Genomic DNA, 16,557 nt, shown 5'->3' on the forward strand with positions numbered 1-16,557 from the left:
TTTTTGGCAGACTTGGCTTATGACCTCGAGCCCCTAAGCCCCGTAGCTGGACAGGTGAGACCCCGGATGCGAAACCGAGGAGGCTCACCGCCAGCCCCGCGGAAAGCGAGCATCCTGTAGCGGAAATCAACTATTACTTTCTCCCTCTACAATAAGCAACAAACTTTTCGAAAAGAGCCTTTAAAATAGAAAAAAGCGAAAGGAAAATTCCCTTTCGCCTTTGGTTAGATCAATCAGTGTAATACATAAATCCTATCGCACCAATTCCTGTGTGGGTACTGATGATTGGTGTTGTCGGAACTATATCGATTTGGTCGTAACCTGTTTTCTCGATAATCTTTGCCTTAAGATTTTGAGCCAACTGCAGACCATCGGCATGAACAAGCCCTACACCACGAATTGTCTTCCCTTTTACATCGTCTAAAAATTGCGTTGTTAAGTATTTTACTACCTGTGAATGGCTTCGAACCTTTGCAACTGGAGTGTATTCGCCCCCTTCTAATGAAGCGATTGGTTTAATATTTAGCAAGGAACCGATCATTGCACGTCCCTTTCCGATTCTTCCGCCTTTTGCAAGGTTCTCAAGTGTATCTACCACAACGAACAGGTTTGTATTCTGACGGATCGTTTCAACTGTTTTCAGAATTTCTTCCAATGGTTTTCCTTCTTTAGCAAGCTTGGCAGCTTCGATTACCTGAAAGGCAAGTCCTTTAGAAATAAAGCGTGAATCAACAACCGCCACATCTGATGAAGACATTTCTGCAGCAGACTCGGCTGAACGCACTGTACCACTCATTCCACCTGTCATATGTATGGATAAAACTTTCGAACCATCTTTTCCTAATTCATCATAAAGTTCTACAAATGTTCCTGCAGATGGCTGCGAACTTTTTGGTAATTCCTTAGAAGCTTTCATTTTTTCCAGAAATCTAAGTGGTGAAAGATCTACTCTATCTAAATATGTCTCTCCGTCGATTGAAATGGATAGAGGAACTACATGAATATCCAGTTCCTTTACGACCTCATCTGATAAATCTACTGTTGAGTCTGTTACAATCTTAATTTTGGTCAATTTTGCCACATCCTATCTCCCATATCATTAGTATTATATCGTTAAATGGCAAGGAATTAAATAGATACGAAGGATTTCCACAACCGGTTGTCTAAATTGATATATATTTTTGAACGTGTAATGTCGATAATTGTTTCATACATGTAAAGATATTGATATAAAAAGGACTGGTCCCACGTAACATTACGCTAAAGACCAGCTCCCAAGAGAATTATGCATTATTCTTTAACTCTTCTGATTGATAAATTTCTTCATACTCTGACCATTTCGTCGTTCTCTTTAAATGTTCTCTAAAACTGTACATGGTCTTAGGCCCATTCTGATTGACAACCTTTGAAATGAATTGATGCAGCCTCAGGTTTACCCTTAGATAGAGCGGGCTATCTTCCTTCATGACAGGGACTTCTAAGATTTTGACCTTCCATCCATCCTTTGATTTGAACTCAATGGTTTTTGTCAGCAAAGTATCAATCCTCTTTTTCACCCGTTTATATTCTTATTATACCCCATTTAATGGCGCATAAAATGTCTAATCGTGCAAAAACACTAATATTTTTTTCTCTAAAACGGTTATGAAACAGGCACAATACATTCGGGGGAATCGTGTTTGGATGAATTGACGATATCGGATACCTGGTACCCTTTCATTTGGTCTTTTTGAAGCGGCGTTAAAACCGAAGAAGCTTCTTCAAAAGAATAATCGTCTATATTTAACCATTTCTCAATCGCTTCCTGACTCGTGAGTATAACAGGCATTCGTTCATGCACTGGTTGTACAATGGCATTTGCCCCTGTTGTAAGGATCGTGGAGGTCGTGATTTCTCCATTGCGATCCCACAATCCGGCAAACACAAATGGCTCTTCTTCTTTTAATTGAAATCTTACAGGTACCTTTTGGTCTTTCTCCTTCTTCCATTCATAAAATCCATCGGCAAAAATCACCATTCTTTTCGAATGGACAAGGGAATTGAAGCTCGGTTTCTCCAATAAGGTTTCACTGCGGGCATTGATCAATCGTTTCCACTTCTTCCGATCGGCCCAATGAGGAACAAGCCCCCACGTTATCTCTCCCGCTCTGCGCTTGCCCTTATGTGAAATAAGGGACAAAACTTTTTGTGTTGGAGCAATATTGTATCTTGGCTGCCACTCTTCTAGGAATTCATCAATTAAGTATTGTCTCACTAATTCTTCTAAAGGGGTCGTTAAGGAAAATCTCCCGCACACCACTGTCACCTCATTTGTTTTCTTTAATTAGGAATATACAGCATTATGAGGAGAATTTCTAATCCAAAAGGCGCACTTTAACCCTTTACTATGTTAATGATTGCACAATGACGATAAGAAGATTATCATAAATATATACAATATTGACTCATTGAGCGTTCAATGAGGGGATAATTGAAAGGATGATACTTCTTTGACTTATGATTTCGATTTTTCCAATTGGAAAGAAGAAGTTGCGAACGCCATTACCCATGGAATCGGATTAATTTTGAGCATACCCGCTTTAGTAATGTTAATCATTTTCGCCGTACACGAAGGCTCTGCCTGGCACGTTGTCAGTTTCTCTATCTTCGGTGCTTCAATGATACTCCTATACTTATTTTCAACCCTGTTACACAGCTTTAAGCCTTCGAAGGTAAAGAATCTATTTGCCATTTTAGATCATTCGGCGATATATATCCTGATCGCGGGAACGTATACACCGTTCATGCTAGTCAGTGTAAGAGGCACACTCGGCTGGACATTGTTTGGAATTGTCTGGGGACTCGCCATTGTAGGGATTGTATTTAAATGTTATTTTGTTCAACGTTTCCAAGTCGTCTCCACTCTCTTTTACCTGGTGATGGGCTGGCTCGTTATCATTGCCATTAAACCATTGTACGCAAGTCTTACCGGTGCCGGATTCGGACTGCTGCTGGCAGGTGGAATCATGTATTCCATAGGAGCCATTTTCTATGTGTGGAACAAACTGCCTTACAATCACGCAATCTGGCATCTTTTCGTCCTGGCAGGAAGCAGCTTTATGTATTTCTGTATTTTGTTTTACGTTTAAGTATGGTTATGTTTTTTCAATAAAAGGGTACTGACGGAATATCCGTCAGTACCCTTTTATTCTCTTCTCATCTATTTCCGTACATAAACCTTAAATTCATAGTCGTAAGGATTTTTCTCATCTTTCAATCCTTTAACAGAGGAGATACAAGTGAAATCCTCCCATGGGATGGAAGGCATAGTCGTGTCGCCTTCAAATTCATGATGAATCTCTGTTACATACAACTTATCTACATAAGGGATGAACTGCTTGTACACTTCTCTTCCACCCATAATAAAAGTTTCTGAGTCTCTTCCTTCCGCCCATTCCAGGACATCCTCCACAGAATGCAGAACAAGACAGCCATCCGGTTGAAAGCTTGTATTTCTTGTAAGAATGACATTCTCCCGTTTTGGTAACGGCTTACCGATGGAATCAAACGTTTTTCTTCCCATGACGATTCCATGTCCATCAGTCGTTTTCTTGAAAAATTTCAGGTCTTCAGGAAGCCTCCATGGCAATCCATTGTCTTTCCCAATCAATCGATTCTGATCCATTGCCCAAATAAAAGAGATCATACACTCACGGCTCCTTTAATATGTGGATGCGGATCATATTCTCCAAGGTTAAAATCTTCAAACTTAAATCCGAAAATATCTTTCACTTCTGGATTGATAGATAATGATGGTAATGATCTGGGTTCTCTGGAAAGCTGTAAGTTCACTTGATCAAGGTGATTCTGATAGATATGGACATCACCAAATGTATGAACAAACTCTCCAACTTCCAGATCACATACCTGGGCTACCATCATCGTTAATAGAGCGTATGAAGCTATATTAAAAGGAACGCCGAGGAATACATCAGCGGAACGTTGGTACAGCTGACAGGATAATTTGCCATCGGCTATATAGAATTGGAATAAGCAGTGGCAAGGAGGCAAAGCCATATGATCCACATCCGCAACATTCCACGCACTTACAATCATTCTTCTGGAATCGGGATTGTTTTTAATCGTATCAATCAGATTTGTAATTTGGTCAATCGTTTCACCATCAGCTCCTGACCATGATCTCCATTGGTGACCGTATACAGGGCCTAACTCTCCATTCTCATCGGCCCATTCATTCCAAATCCGTACACCGTTTTCCTGAAGATACTCAACGTTCGTATCTCCTTTTAGAAACCAAAGGAGTTCATGGATAATGGATTTCACATGCAGTTTTTTAGTTGTAAGTAGAGGGAATCCTTCTTTTAGATCAAAACGCATTTGATAACCAAACGTGCTTATCGTGCCTGTACCTGTTCGATCTTCTTTCTTGGTGCCATGTTCAAGGACATGTTTGCACAAGTCTAGATATTGCTTCAAAATGACCACACCTTTTATAAGTTTATAGTTCTTTAAAGAATTGATATGTTGCTGGTGCCTTTTTCTTTAGAAGATTTCTAGTTTCAGAGTTTAAATAATACATAGCAAATGTTTCAGCAAAATATTCTTCTTTGTATTGAAGAAAATAGGGTTCATTCGGGAATACACGCGGAGCTTCCCTCTTCCAAAGAGGCAAAAATTCCAGCTCGTAATAAAGGTCCGTTAAGACGTAACGATCAATACTGTGAGCGAGTTCATGTAATTCCAGGTTAGTCGAATTATGACCCTTCCCTTTCTCACTATGACCGATTTTCACTAATACAAGCTTCGATCCACCGATTCCAGGAACGTCATCCCACGTAATACCTTTATTAGTGTACCCTCTTGGGGTTACTCCTTTCAAGTGACTTGTGGTAGAAAAATCGGTTAATTTTTTTTCAAACAGCCTTATTTTGATTTCCTGTGAATTCGTAGACTCTAATAGTGAGGTCGGAATATGATCTAATCTTTCAATCATTTCCCTAGCAGCTGTTTTATCATAAGCAGCTTGTGGCAACAGGACCATATTTTCTAACTGTTTACTGGATTGAAGTTGTAATTGTGTTTTAAGAGGAGAATGCTTTAAGAGGGTTCCACTGTAGTTGGCTTTTGAGTTGGTCCACAAAATGACTAAAGTAACCGAAATAGCGAGGATGATGAATATACGCTTCACTTATTTTCCCTCCTTTCTTTCTAAGGAAAGTATCATGATGTTTTTACTATTTTAACATAATGATAGAGTTGTTATTAGGAGAGATTGTTTCCAATAACAAAAGCGGAGGCGGGTTGCTCAGAGGCGACAAGCATAAGGCGAACCTGCCATTCAAATTAAAACAAAAAAGCAAGCACGCAGAATTCACGCACTTGCCTTTATTCTTATATGGAGGTTGAAATCAGGAGACACTCATCCATTGTGGCGGAGTGTTTTTATCCCAATATATACTTCCTAAATCATGGTGTGCTTGAAATTGATCATGAACTGTATGATAGTGAAAATTGAAGTAATAGCCATCTTTTGGCGGATGGTCTTTTCTTACATGGAATCGTATGACATCTTCACCAGAGCGTTGGTCATAAATATGAAAAATCTTTTCTGTTTTTGCATATTGAGGCACTTCTGAAATAGTAAGTGACGTTAAGTCTTCTTCTGGAAATTGAACAGCTGTATCAGCTATCGCCTTTCCGATCTTAGGAAGGATTAAAGACTTGAATTCGTCTTCAATGACAGGCTTGATCTTAGTCCCGAACTTTTTATAAGCGTTTTTCTCTGCTTGTACCATCATGTTCCCTATGAAATCCTCATGGGAAATGGAAGACTCCTCTTCCAGTACTTCCTCTGGAACAGATTCAACTGACGAAGGCTTTGCATTGCCTTTTGCCATAGTGTGATTTTGTTCATTGAGAAAGGCTTGTGAAGGGGAAACAAGTCCAAATGTTAGAATGGATAGCAGGATAAAAAACGACTTTTTGAGCCAGATTGACATAGATAACGTCCTTTCCTATGTATTACGTCTATTATTATACTATTTCTTACGAATAAAAAGTGAAAAAGGTTTCATTTTTTTGTAGGATATAAAAATATTTATGTGGTAGTATAATAAAGAGGATACTTTGTAAGGAGGATAACTAGATGGATACAGGACTTATGATAAATATCGGATACTTACTTCTATTAGGTTATTTCGTTGTACTAGGATTTACTGATTAATACTTAGATGCTTAGACAGGCTTAAGATGCCTGTCTATTTTATTGTTAAAAAAAGGCTATTTTCACAAAAATCACTTTTTAACAAAAGGTCTGCTTCGGCTCTGTCAATCAGTATGTGCTGGATGGTGAGGGGAACTGCTCCGCTTTCCGCGGACGTTCGGCCGAGCCTTCTCAGCTTCGCTTCCGGGGTCTCGGCACGACCGTACTTCCGCAGGAGTCTGCGCAGTTCCCCTCACCATCTTTAAGAGATTTTTTAGTGACAGAGCTAAAAGGTGTTTAAATACAATTTAAATCAAATACAGAATTCTTCTTCAAAAGTTAAGATCTACTGGCTTTGCATAGTCGTAAATGAAATTCTAAATATGTAAAATTTATTAATTACTAATTTACTCTGGGAACTAATACTCGACAACATACCTACAATAGGAGCTAATTTTTGTGTTTTTCTATCCTGCATTAGGCAGTCAAGATTTAGAAGCACAGAGTGGATTGTAGCGGAAGACACTTGACTCCTGCGGGAAATAGAGGAAAGGTCGAGACCCCACAGACGGGACGTCGAGGAGGCTCGACTTCCTCCCCGGGGAATCTTGTGTCTGGAGCGACAAGGAACGGTCCCCGTTTTCACACTACCAATTGTTTAAACTATTTTCTTCTTAGGAGAGACACAATTTTTGCGATTAGAGCTAAATAATAGACTTTTATACTCGAATGATTCCAAAGTGAAATTTGGCGGATGGCCTTTTGATTACGTCAAATCCCAGTTCTTCGAATAATGGGGACTGATAGTGCTCTTTTAATACTACCCGCTTTTTGGCCACCCTTATTGCTTCTGCTATTCCTTCTTTTGTTAAGCCTGTATAGCTTGCCCATTGGCGGATCGGGTTTATTCCATGAGAATCTGTTAAGGCTTCTTCAAACATGGGATCAAGGTAAACGACATCAAATGCATCATCGGGAATACCCTTTAATTCTTCCTGAAAATGTCCATTGACGACACTGATTCGATTCATGGCTCTATTCAGATCATGAAGTGGAGATACCCAGTCCTGAAGTCCGTGATGAAGTATATGTGAGATATACTTATTCGCTTCGATTCCGACTACTTTCCCCTTTTCACCGACTATATGGCTGGCGATAATACTATCTGAAGCAAGACCTAGTGTGCAGTCCAGAAAACTCATGCCTCCTTTAAGGTCAGCAGCTTCTATGAGTGGATCGGTCTCTCCTCGAATGATTCTTTTGATTCGGAAGGATGCGGAGTTAGGGTGGAAAAAGAACGGTTCGCTATTGTCTTCTCTAGTATGAAGTTCTAATCTCTCTTTTCCGATCACTAAACAGTCTTGTTCGTGCAGATTCATATGGTGTAAAATCGATCTCTTTTTTCTGGGGATATAGGGAATATCGAGTACCTCTGCTGTTTTATATGCCTTCTCTATGACTTCCTGGTTTGCTCTCCCGCATGTTGTGACAAACATGTTAAACATTCTCCTTTAATGGTACCATTTTGCTTGTACGTTTTTTCTAATGTTTATCTATCCTACCATAAAAAGAAACGGATGACAGAGTCACCCGTTTCTTTGTTGTCTTTAGCAATTTTCGTTAAAAGCTGTGGATAAATTGGAAATTATAGACGAAATATCATGATCTTCTATTTCTTCCCTTGGGATGAAGTGAACGACTTTATTTCCTTTAAGTAAAGCCATTGATGGGGAGGAAGGTTCGTACCCTTCGAAATACTCTCTCATTTTGGCTGTTGCTTCTTTGTCTTGCCCGGCAAAGACAGTAACGAGGTGATCCGGGGCTTTTTCATTATTCATAACTGATTGCGTTGCAGCGGGTCTTGCAAGTCCCGCTGCACACCCACATACTGAGTTAACAACAACCAGGGTTGTTCCATCTGCATTTCCCATGTATTTCACTACTTCTTCTTCTGTACCCAACTCTTTGAAGCCTGCTTGTGTAAGTTCTTGTCTCATCGGCTTAACTAACTGCCTCATATACTCTTCGTATGCCATTGACATCTATAATCAACCCTTTCCCACTTTTATTGGTGACGTGCTTCGGTCATCTGTTTCCAAACAGATCCTTTTGCTTCTTCGCCGCCCTCTATTCGTTCGATGGCCATTTTCACTTGAAGCTTCACTTCGAATTCAGGGTCATTTTCCGCTTCCCGTAAACCAGGCAATGCAGATTCATCTCCTACTTCATAAAGGAACATGGCAGCACGCCATCTCACAAGTTTACTCTTATCCTTTAAGGCTTGAATCATTTCCGGAGTAGCTTTTGCAAAACCTAAGTCCGAAAGGCAATCTCCAGCCGTTCTCCTTACTGTGACTGATTTATCACGTAAACCCTTATATAGCAAAGGAAGAACGTTTTCATCTTCAATCATTCCCAAATAGACAATAGCCAATCTGCGAATGGATACCTTCTCATCCTCCAGGGCTTTCTCCAACAGAGGCAGGTCATCTAAAGTAGGATCTTCCATCGCATCCAGCTTCTGATACCTTGTTTGCCAGTCCGGGGCTTCAAAGTCCGCGACACTCACCTTTTGCTTTTTCTTGTAAATGAGAGGTCCCTTGGAATCGGTTGTTTCCTGGGCTCCTTTGACAAGTGCTTTCAGCCTTTCAGAAGGATAGGCTGCAACCAGTTCTTCCGTCACATTGTTACCAATCTCATCCAAGTCTCCGTACCGGATACCGTAATCTTTCCACTTTCTGAGAAGGACGACATTATCCCCATCTTTTTGAGCCTGACCGATCGCTTCCAGGAATGGAGCGGGAAGGGAAAATCGCTTCTCTTGTTCCCCGTCTGTCACCTTTACTTGCATCGGAATTTCCTTGAACATCTGCACGCTAACATTCACTTCACCAAAATGTTCTTCCATGGGAGATTCATTTTCCAGGTCCAGAGTATCTTCACCGAATGCTTTTCTAACCTGTGGCAAAAGCTCTTGCCAATCGTATTTCGCATTTCGTTCAACGGCTAAGAAGTCGGCAACATGATAGACCCCTTTAATGCCGTCAATGGCAAGGATTTCTTTAATGACGGGAGGAGCCCCGTCCGCTTCATCTTTTTTATAATTATTGCTCTTCCCGGCTTTCATTTCCTGATCAAGTAGAACTTTCATCGTATTAGGACTTGGAGTAGGTTCAATCGATACTATCCTCAAGCTTGTTACCCCTTTCTATAAACAGTTCTTATACCATCCATTTTAACACAGTATCCATGATCCCTTAAACGAAGAGACTTATTCAGCAAATTCGGAAAGGTATGACCATCTTTCAATGAGCTCTTCCAATTGCTCGTTGAGTTTTTCACTTTCGTTCATTAACTGTTGTGCTTTTTCAAAATCACTGCCGACCTTTTGCAGCTCAGCATCTGCTTCTTCTATTCTCTGCTCGATGTCGGCCATCTTTTCCTCGATTTCGTCCCATTCCCTTTTTTCCATGTAAGAAAGCCTCTTTTTCTCTTTCTCTTCTTTCACGGGAGCAGATTCTTGTTTCTTGACCGGATCCTGCTTCTTACTTTTCACTTCGTTCTTTTCCAGGTACTCAGTATATTCCCCAAAGTAAAAGTCGATTTGTCCATCTCCATTAAAGACCAGTAATTGCTCGGCTGTTTTATCTAAAAAGTAGCGGTCATGGGAAACGGTTATGACGACACCTGAAAATTCATTTATATAATCTTCCAGAACGGTGAGGGTTTCCGTATCTAAATCATTCGTCGGCTCATCAAGCAAAAGGACATTCGGTTTTGACATCAATAGCTTAAGCAAGAATAGTCTTCGTTTTTCTCCACCGGAAAGCTTTCTGATCAATGTACCATGCGTACTCATTGGAAATAGGAATCTTTCCAGCATGGAAGTAACAGAAATTTGCTCACCTTTATCCGTCGTTATATATTCTCCTGCTTCTCTTATATATTCGATCATACGCATATTCTCATCAAGTTCTTCATGACCTTGAGTATAATAAGCGACCTTTACGGTTTGGCCTTTGAGTAATTGACCACCTGTAAGCTCATCGGTTCCGGCAAGGAGGTTAAGAAATGTTGATTTTCCGCTCCCGTTTTTACCTACAATTCCGATTCGGTCTTTAGGTTTAATAAGGAAAGAAAACTCATCTAAAATTCGCTTGTCTTCAAACATTTTTGAAGCATCCTTGAACTCAAATACTTGTTTACCCAGACGGTTTCCTCCGATTGCCATGTCAACCTGACCGCCTGTGGAACCTGAAGACATCGTATTTTCTAAATTTTCAAATCGTTGAATCCGAGCCTTTTGTTTAGTGGTTCTGGCTTTTGCTCCCCTTCTCATCCAGGCAAGCTCTCTTCGATAAAGATTTTGCTGCTTTTCGGATAATTGGCGTTCCACTTCTTCCCTGGAAGCCTTCGCTTCAATAAATGAAGCATAATTTCCTTTATAGGAGTATAGGCTTCCTCCATCCAATTCGAAGATTCTGTTCGTTACCTTGTCGAGGAAGTATCGGTCATGGGTCACGAGCAACACAGATCCGTTATACTTTCCTAAATAATCTTCCAGCCATTTGATGGACTGATAGTCTAAATGGTTGGTCGGTTCGTCCAGGATTAATAAGTCCGGTGTTTCAATCAGGACGCCTGCCAGCGCCACTCTCTTTTTTTGCCCACCTGACAGCTCGCTCATTTTCTTTGAAAAGTCGTGAATTCCCAGTTTTGTCAAAATGGATTTCGCATTTGCACTTGCGTCCCAGGCGTGAAGAATATCCATTTGCTTTTGAGCTTCAAATAAATCTTCCTGTATTCGAGGGTTTTCTGAGTTGTTCTCCATTTCCAAAAGGGCCATTTCATAATTCCGCATTGCCTGAATGATTTTTGCTTCACCACGAAATACTTGTTGTATCACTGTTAAATCCCCATCAAAAGCAGGCTCTTGTTGAAGGTAGGCAATATGATAATCGCCAGGCTTCGAAAGCTCTCCTGTATCATATTCTTCCATCCCGGCAATGAGTTTCAACAGGCTTGATTTACCCGTTCCATTCACCCCGATCAGTCCGACTCTTTCTTTCTCGGTAATTGAAAACGATATATCTTTAAAAAGAGTTTTCTCTCCATACGTCTTAGAAAGATTCTCAGCTGTTAACATTCTCATTCTTGACCAGTCCATTCTTTATTAAATTGCTCTAAAAACCTCAGCATAAAAGCATGACGTTCCTCTGCCAATTTCCTTCCCGTTTCCGTACACATTAAGTCTTTCAGTTTCAATAACTTTTCATGAAAATGATGGATACTGGAACTATCCCCATTTCTGTACTCCTCTAAGGTCATCTCCGACCTGACTTGAAATTCAGGGTTATACAGTGGTCGACCTTTCTTTCCTCCATATGCAAACGTTCTTGCGATTCCTATGGCACCAATGGCGTCAAGGCGATCGGCATCTCGCACGATTTTCGCTTCTAAAGATGTTAATACTGCTTCGTGACCACCTTTATAAGATATGGAATAAATAATCGAGTTCAATAATTTCGTTTCAGTTTCCGTTAGAGAGAGGATGGATAGGATGTGATCAAGCCTTTTCTTCCCCTCTTCTTCTTCAACGAACTTATCATCCGGAACATCATGTAGCAATGCAGCCAGCTCGATGATATATGTATGGGTTACATTTTCTTCCCTGGCAATGATAAGTGCCTGTTTTCGTACACGATCCAAATGATACCAATCATGCCCTGTAGACTCACCAAGGTACTCACGTTTTAAATAGTCGATAATACCGTCCAGCTTTTTCCGCTCCAAGGTCACCTTCTCCTCTATTGTACCAAAAAATATTCTCTTATCAGAATAAAAAGGAGTGGATGCATGATTCTACACATCACTCCTTTTTCTATTAATTCATTTCGTCTTCTGCAAACCAGCTTATCCCTATTGTATTGGCCCCTGCGTGAACACCGATCACGGCACCCAGTGGGTACGCCCCAAATTCGATCTCAGGGTATTTAATTCTCAGTTGTTCAATCCATTCTAAAGCTTCCCCACGGTTTAAACCATGCAGTACGGACACTTTTGTTATACGTTTAGTAGCGAGAGCGTGATTTAATCGATCGGTCATGCTGCTCAAACCTTTTTTGATGCTTCTTACTTTATCCTTCACTTCAAGTTTTCCATCCTCAATGGCAAGCATTGGTTTTACATTAAGGACACTTCCGAGGAAGAATGAAAGTCCACTCATTCGTCCACTTTTATGTAGTTGCTCCAAGCTGCCAACCATTACATAGGTTTCACATGAAGCGATTCTTTTTTCAATGGCTTCTTTTATTTGTTGTGGGTCTTTGCCCTCGTGAAGTAACCTTTGACCGTATAGGATTAATTCGGTCAATGGATTGGAAATGACTTTCGAATCTATACAAATGATATTTGGTAGTGCATCCTTTAACAACGTTGCAGCTTGATAGGCAGATGAATAGGTGCCGCTGAAATGAGAAGAAACATGAATCGAAAAGATATAATCATAGTCCTTTGATAATTCTTCGAACAATTCCTTAAAAGTCCCGATTGAAGGCTGTGAGGTTTTCACTTCTACCTTTACTTCCTTTAATTTCATGAACAATTCTTCCGGAGATAAGTCTACTCCATCTTGATACTCCCGCTCCCCAAAGAGAATATTCATCGGAACAATATAGATGTGATTTTCTTTACTATTTGAATGTGTTGGAACAAATGCTGTGCTATCTGTTACCCAGGCTATTCTCATTGAAAAATCCCCTTTTTCTATATAATTATGAACTCTTTTTTGATAGAAGTCTAATCGATCAAGATATTTGTAAAGTATCCACAGAAAATGAAATCATTTGAAGAACATCATCAACCATTTCTTCTGTTATGACTCTATTAAAAGTGAGAATCCCTTCATAGGTAATAGGTTTACGAGAGGATATTACTTCTTTCCATTCCCAATTTTTATCTTCACCCCATTTTTCTTCAAGTATCTGCCTGCATTCGTTCAATTTCTCATCACCCTTATAGACGATAAGAATATCTGCTCCAGCTGTATTTTTTTCTGTCATCATTTTTCTCTCTGCCAAAAAATGCCCCATGTCCGCTTTTAAATGGAACTCTATCGAAATGGATTTCTTGGATGGTAAAGAATAATGAATTTGATAGCATCTTTCATAATGGGCAAAATCAAATAAATCTTTGCGATCAAGAATTTGGATTTCCCCTGTCAAGTCAAGATCGTATATAGCTCCCTCAAAGACTACCTTTAAGTTATCAAATGCTGTTGGATCAAACACGTTCTCCTCTCCTTTCAAACCCCAAAGGCTAAAATAACCCTACAGCCCTGCCGTCATCATCCACATTCATTCCGAATGCTGCCGGATTTTTGGGCAGGCCTGGCATGGTCATTACTTCTCCCGTTAATGCAACAATAAATCCTGCTCCAATCTTCGGCTTAAGCTCTCTGATTGTGATCGTAAAATCTTCAGGACGCCCGAATTTAGATGGATCATCGGATAAGGAATATTGGGTCTTAGCCATACAAATCGGCAGGACGCCCCACCCTTGATCTTCAAATTGCTGGAGCTGCTTTCGTGCTTTCACCGTGTAATCTACTTCTTTCGCTCCGTAAACCTTTTTCGCAATCGTTTCAATTTTAGATTGGAGTGAATCGGAAGGTTCATATAGGCGAGAAAATTCTTTCGTGTTCCCTTCGATCTCATGCAATACCTTTTCGGCTAAATCTCTTCCACCCACTCCACCTTTAGCCCATACATCGGTTAGTGAAACTTGTACTCCCAGGTTTTCGCACCACTTGATAAGGGTCTGGATTTCGTCTTCACTATCTGTCACAAATCGATTAACGGCAATCACATAAGGTACGTTGAAGTGACCTATTGTTTCCATGTGCTTCTTCAGATTAGATAATCCTTTTTGCAGAGCCTGAAGATTTTCAGTTTGAAGATCACTTTTCCCTTGACCTCCATGCATCTTCAGAGCACGAATGGTGGCAACGAGCACGATGGCATCCGGTGCTATGTCTGCAGCTCGAGATTTGATATTCAGAAACTTCTCGGCCCCTAGATCAGCACCAAACCCAGATTCCGTTACAACATAATCAGCCAGCTTAAGAGCCGATTTGGTCGCCAAGACACTATTACACCCATGGGCAATATTTGCGAATGGTCCGCCATGAATAAGGGCAGGAGAATGTTCGATCGTTTGAACGAGATTAGGTTTTAAGGCATCCTTTAACAATAAGGTCAGCGCACCTTCAACTCCTAAATCTTCGACGGTTACCGGTTGGTTGGAAAAGTTGTATGCAATAACCATTCTTCCAAGCCTTCTTCTTAATTCCTCAAGATTTTGAGATAAACAGAGAACAGCCATAATTTCAGACGCTACAGTAATATCAAATCCGTCTTCACGGGGAACACCTTGTACCGGTCCACCTAAACCAACGATGATTTGTCTAAGGGCACGATCATTCATGTCCAGAGCACGTTTCCATACGACTCTTCTTTGATCAATATCCAATTCATTTCCCTGATGGATATGATTATCTAACAATGCAGCTAAAGCGTTATTCGCAGTCGAAATAGCGTGGATATCACCTGTGAAATGAAGGTTGATATCCTCCATGGGAAGGACTTGTGAATAGCCTCCTCCTGTTGCTCCGCCTTTGATTCCCATCGTTGGACCAAGTGATGGTTCCCTCATGGCAATGATGGTGTTTTTATCTAACTGATTTAACGCATCCCCGAGTCCAACCGTAACCGTTGATTTCCCCTCGCCTGCAGGAGTGGGATTGATCGACGTGACTAATATCAATTTCCCATTGGGCTGCCCCTGCAGTTTATGAATGGCTTCATATGTAATTTTCCCTTTATATTTACCATAAAGCTCAATATCATCTTCTGTTAGGCCGATTTGCCCCGCAATATCCAGTATCGGTTTCAGTGTAGCTTGTTGAGCAATATCAATATCTGACTTCACTATCTTCTTTGTCGTTGTCATCTAAATTCACCTTCTAGTTATGTAATTGAAATTTGGCCTGAGCCATAAATATAAATTTTACAAAAAATCATGTTTACACTTAAACTTCATTTACAATCCATTTGTAATCTTAAATTGAAGTGTTACTTAATTTTACACTATGTTTTATATCTCCACCATTTTTGCCTTTTATAGGGGGAATAAGATTGTGAAAGAAAAGTCGATTCTCATTTTGACCGCACGCTTTGGAGAAGGACATATTCAAACTGCTGAAACTCTGGCTTATACATTTAAGAGACAGGGATATGAACGAGTGAACATCTGTGATCTATATGGAGAAGCCTACCCTGCCATCCACTCCCTGGCCCAAAATTTATTAAAAAAAGGATTTTCCAAATTCGGTACCCCTTTCTATAAAGCATTTTACTATGGAACAGATAAACTTTCCTCAAAAGGATTGAGTTACTTTTATCAGCATTTAGGAAAAAAGCGCCTTATAAAGCTGGTTGAAACTTACTCACCATCATGCATTGTCACGACATTCCCACTTCATGCTGCACCATACTTGCGACTTCGCTCAAGCTTAAATATACCTACATATACTGTCATTACAGACTACTGTGCCCATCCGTTGTGGATTCATCCGATGATCGAGAAATACTATGTGGCAACAGATCACGTAAAGAGGACTCTCATCTCTTACGGAGTAGAGACAGGGAAAATCTTCGTTAGCGGTTTACCTATCCGGCCCAGCTTTCATCATACAGTCGAAAAAAACTATAAAGAATTTGGACTTGCCCCACAACGGAAAACTATCACCATTATGGGGGGTGGTCTAGGTTTGCTTCCGAATATCGAGCCTCTTTTAACTTCCCTATCCAAAGATAAAAATCTTCAAGTAGGCGTTGTGTGCGGGAGAAACCATCAACTATATAATCAACTGGAAAAAAACTCAAAAGAAAACATCCACATTTTCGGATATATATCTAAAGTGGAAAACCTGTTTTCCCTTACCGATTGTCTGGTCACTAAGTCCGGTGCCTTATCTTTAACGGAAGCTGCTTGTTTTAAATTGCCCATCATCATTTTTAAGCCCGCACCTGGCCAGGAGAATGAGAATGCCAATTATTTATTAAAACGGACTGCAGCACTCACCTATTCGACTCAAACAGACTTTCTGGAAAGCATTTATCGATGTCTCTATAATAAAAATACGATAGACTCATTATCAAAAAATGTATCCTCGTTATTTAACAAAAATGCCTGTACCATGATCGTAGAGGATATTCTTCGACACGACCACAGGAAAAACACATTTGTTGAAGGGAGAATGTGAATTGGAAACATCCCCACATATCCTATTTGGT

The 16,557-nt window shown here is 40.3% G+C and carries 17 protein-coding genes; 2 read left to right on the plus strand and 15 right to left on the minus strand.

All coding sequences use genetic code 11. The features are described 5' to 3' along the window. Positions 1 to 229: 229 nt before the first annotated feature. The 3 genes from ACYH0O_RS15080 to ACYH0O_RS15090 all read right to left on the minus strand — a co-directional run bounded on the left by ACYH0O_RS15080 (position 230) and on the right by ACYH0O_RS15090 (position 2,296). Entirely contained in the window at positions 230 to 1,072 is an 843-nt protein-coding gene (locus tag ACYH0O_RS15080; protein WP_482629377.1) for a DegV family protein, read from the minus strand. A gap of 211 nt (positions 1,073 to 1,283) precedes the next feature. After that, a complete protein-coding gene (locus ACYH0O_RS15085) occupies positions 1,284 to 1,535 on the minus strand; it encodes a DUF2535 family protein (protein ID WP_482629378.1) in 252 nt (83 codons plus the stop codon). A gap of 107 nt (positions 1,536 to 1,642) precedes the next feature. After that, complete coding sequence (locus ACYH0O_RS15090) at positions 1,643 to 2,296, minus strand: SOS response-associated peptidase (RefSeq protein ID WP_482629379.1); 654 nt, start codon at positions 2,294 to 2,296, stop codon at positions 1,643 to 1,645. A gap of 193 nt (positions 2,297 to 2,489) precedes the next feature. On the opposite strand from ACYH0O_RS15090, the gene trhA reads away from it, so the two are divergent. After that, positions 2,490 to 3,128, plus strand: a complete 639-nt coding sequence (trhA, locus tag ACYH0O_RS15095) for a PAQR family membrane homeostasis protein TrhA (protein ID WP_149156850.1) — start codon at positions 2,490 to 2,492, stop codon at positions 3,126 to 3,128. A gap of 71 nt (positions 3,129 to 3,199) precedes the next feature. On the opposite strand, the gene ACYH0O_RS15100 is transcribed toward trhA, so the two are convergent. From ACYH0O_RS15100 to ACYH0O_RS15155, 12 genes are all read right to left on the minus strand, one after another. Next, the gene (locus ACYH0O_RS15100; protein ID WP_482629380.1) at positions 3,200 to 3,685 is read right to left on the minus strand and encodes a dihydrofolate reductase; all 486 of its coding nucleotides are present in this window, start codon (positions 3,683 to 3,685) and stop codon (positions 3,200 to 3,202) included. Further along, positions 3,682 to 4,476, minus strand: coding sequence for a thymidylate synthase (locus ACYH0O_RS15105; RefSeq protein ID WP_482629381.1), 795 nt, complete (start codon positions 4,474 to 4,476; stop codon positions 3,682 to 3,684). Before ACYH0O_RS15105 ends, ACYH0O_RS15100 begins: the two co-directional genes overlap by 4 nt. Before the next feature lie 22 nt (positions 4,477 to 4,498). After that, positions 4,499 to 5,188 carry an anthrax toxin lethal factor-related metalloendopeptidase gene (locus tag ACYH0O_RS15110; protein ID WP_482629382.1) on the minus strand — a complete coding sequence of 230 codons (690 nt, stop codon included), beginning with the start codon at positions 5,186 to 5,188 and terminating at the stop codon, positions 4,499 to 4,501. A gap of 220 nt (positions 5,189 to 5,408) precedes the next feature. Then, the gene (locus tag ACYH0O_RS15115; RefSeq protein ID WP_482629383.1) at positions 5,409 to 5,999 is read right to left on the minus strand and encodes a YpjP family protein; all 591 of its coding nucleotides are present in this window, start codon (positions 5,997 to 5,999) and stop codon (positions 5,409 to 5,411) included. A 922-nt stretch (positions 6,000 to 6,921) separates the two neighbouring features. After that, positions 6,922 to 7,698, minus strand: a complete 777-nt coding sequence (locus ACYH0O_RS15120; protein ID WP_482629384.1) for a class I SAM-dependent methyltransferase — start codon at positions 7,696 to 7,698, stop codon at positions 6,922 to 6,924. Between the two features lie 111 nt (positions 7,699 to 7,809). Continuing rightward, positions 7,810 to 8,244 (minus strand): BrxA/BrxB family bacilliredoxin, encoded by a 435-nt coding sequence (locus ACYH0O_RS15125; protein WP_482629385.1) that lies wholly within the window; start codon positions 8,242 to 8,244, stop codon positions 7,810 to 7,812. 23 nt (positions 8,245 to 8,267) lie between these two features. After that, positions 8,268 to 9,395 carry a conserved virulence factor C family protein gene (locus ACYH0O_RS15130; protein ID WP_482629386.1) on the minus strand — a complete coding sequence of 376 codons (1,128 nt, stop codon included), beginning with the start codon at positions 9,393 to 9,395 and terminating at the stop codon, positions 8,268 to 8,270. Between the two features lie 78 nt (positions 9,396 to 9,473). Continuing rightward, positions 9,474 to 11,354, minus strand: coding sequence for an ABC-F family ATP-binding cassette domain-containing protein (locus ACYH0O_RS15135; RefSeq protein WP_482629387.1), 1,881 nt, complete (start codon positions 11,352 to 11,354; stop codon positions 9,474 to 9,476). Next, positions 11,351 to 11,995 (minus strand): HD domain-containing protein, encoded by a 645-nt coding sequence (locus ACYH0O_RS15140; protein ID WP_482629388.1) that lies wholly within the window; start codon positions 11,993 to 11,995, stop codon positions 11,351 to 11,353. The genes ACYH0O_RS15135 and ACYH0O_RS15140 overlap by 4 nt, the downstream gene beginning before the upstream one ends. Positions 11,996 to 12,086: 91 nt before the next feature. Then, positions 12,087 to 12,950 carry a DegV family protein gene (locus ACYH0O_RS15145; protein WP_482629389.1) on the minus strand — a complete coding sequence of 288 codons (864 nt, stop codon included), beginning with the start codon at positions 12,948 to 12,950 and terminating at the stop codon, positions 12,087 to 12,089. A gap of 58 nt (positions 12,951 to 13,008) precedes the next feature. After that, a complete protein-coding gene (locus ACYH0O_RS15150; protein WP_482629390.1) occupies positions 13,009 to 13,491 on the minus strand; it encodes a hypothetical protein in 483 nt (160 codons plus the stop codon). A gap of 28 nt (positions 13,492 to 13,519) precedes the next feature. Continuing rightward, positions 13,520 to 15,211, minus strand: a complete 1,692-nt coding sequence (locus ACYH0O_RS15155; RefSeq protein WP_482629391.1) for a formate--tetrahydrofolate ligase — start codon at positions 15,209 to 15,211, stop codon at positions 13,520 to 13,522. Positions 15,212 to 15,398: 187 nt separating this feature from the next. Here ACYH0O_RS15155 and ACYH0O_RS15160 point away from each other — a divergent pair, with 187 nt between their 5' ends. After that, positions 15,399 to 16,526, plus strand: coding sequence for an MGDG synthase family glycosyltransferase (locus tag ACYH0O_RS15160; protein WP_482629392.1), 1,128 nt, complete (start codon positions 15,399 to 15,401; stop codon positions 16,524 to 16,526). Positions 16,527 to 16,557 lie beyond the last annotated feature (31 nt).

This window comes from Rossellomorea sp. H136, assembly GCF_056838065.1.

What these genes read in the sequence shown, in the direction of transcription:
- ACYH0O_RS15100 (WP_482629380.1), bottom strand. Translation starts at nt 3,685, where the DNA reads ATGATCTCTTTTATTTGGGCAATGGATCAGAATCGATTGATTGGGAAA.
- ACYH0O_RS15125 (WP_482629385.1), bottom strand. Translation starts at nt 8,244, where the DNA reads ATGTCAATGGCATACGAAGAGTATATGAGGCAGTTAGTTAAGCCGATG.
- ACYH0O_RS15145 (WP_482629389.1), bottom strand. Translation starts at nt 12,950, where the DNA reads ATGAGAATAGCCTGGGTAACAGATAGCACAGCATTTGTTCCAACACAT.
- ACYH0O_RS15135 (WP_482629387.1), bottom strand. Translation starts at nt 11,354, where the DNA reads ATGAGAATGTTAACAGCTGAGAATCTTTCTAAGACGTATGGAGAGAAA.
- ACYH0O_RS15115 (WP_482629383.1), bottom strand. Translation starts at nt 5,999, where the DNA reads ATGTCAATCTGGCTCAAAAAGTCGTTTTTTATCCTGCTATCCATTCTA.
- ACYH0O_RS15155 (WP_482629391.1), bottom strand. Translation starts at nt 15,211, where the DNA reads ATGACAACGACAAAGAAGATAGTGAAGTCAGATATTGATATTGCTCAA.
- ACYH0O_RS15120 (WP_482629384.1), bottom strand. Translation starts at nt 7,698, where the DNA reads ATGTTTGTCACAACATGCGGGAGAGCAAACCAGGAAGTCATAGAGAAG.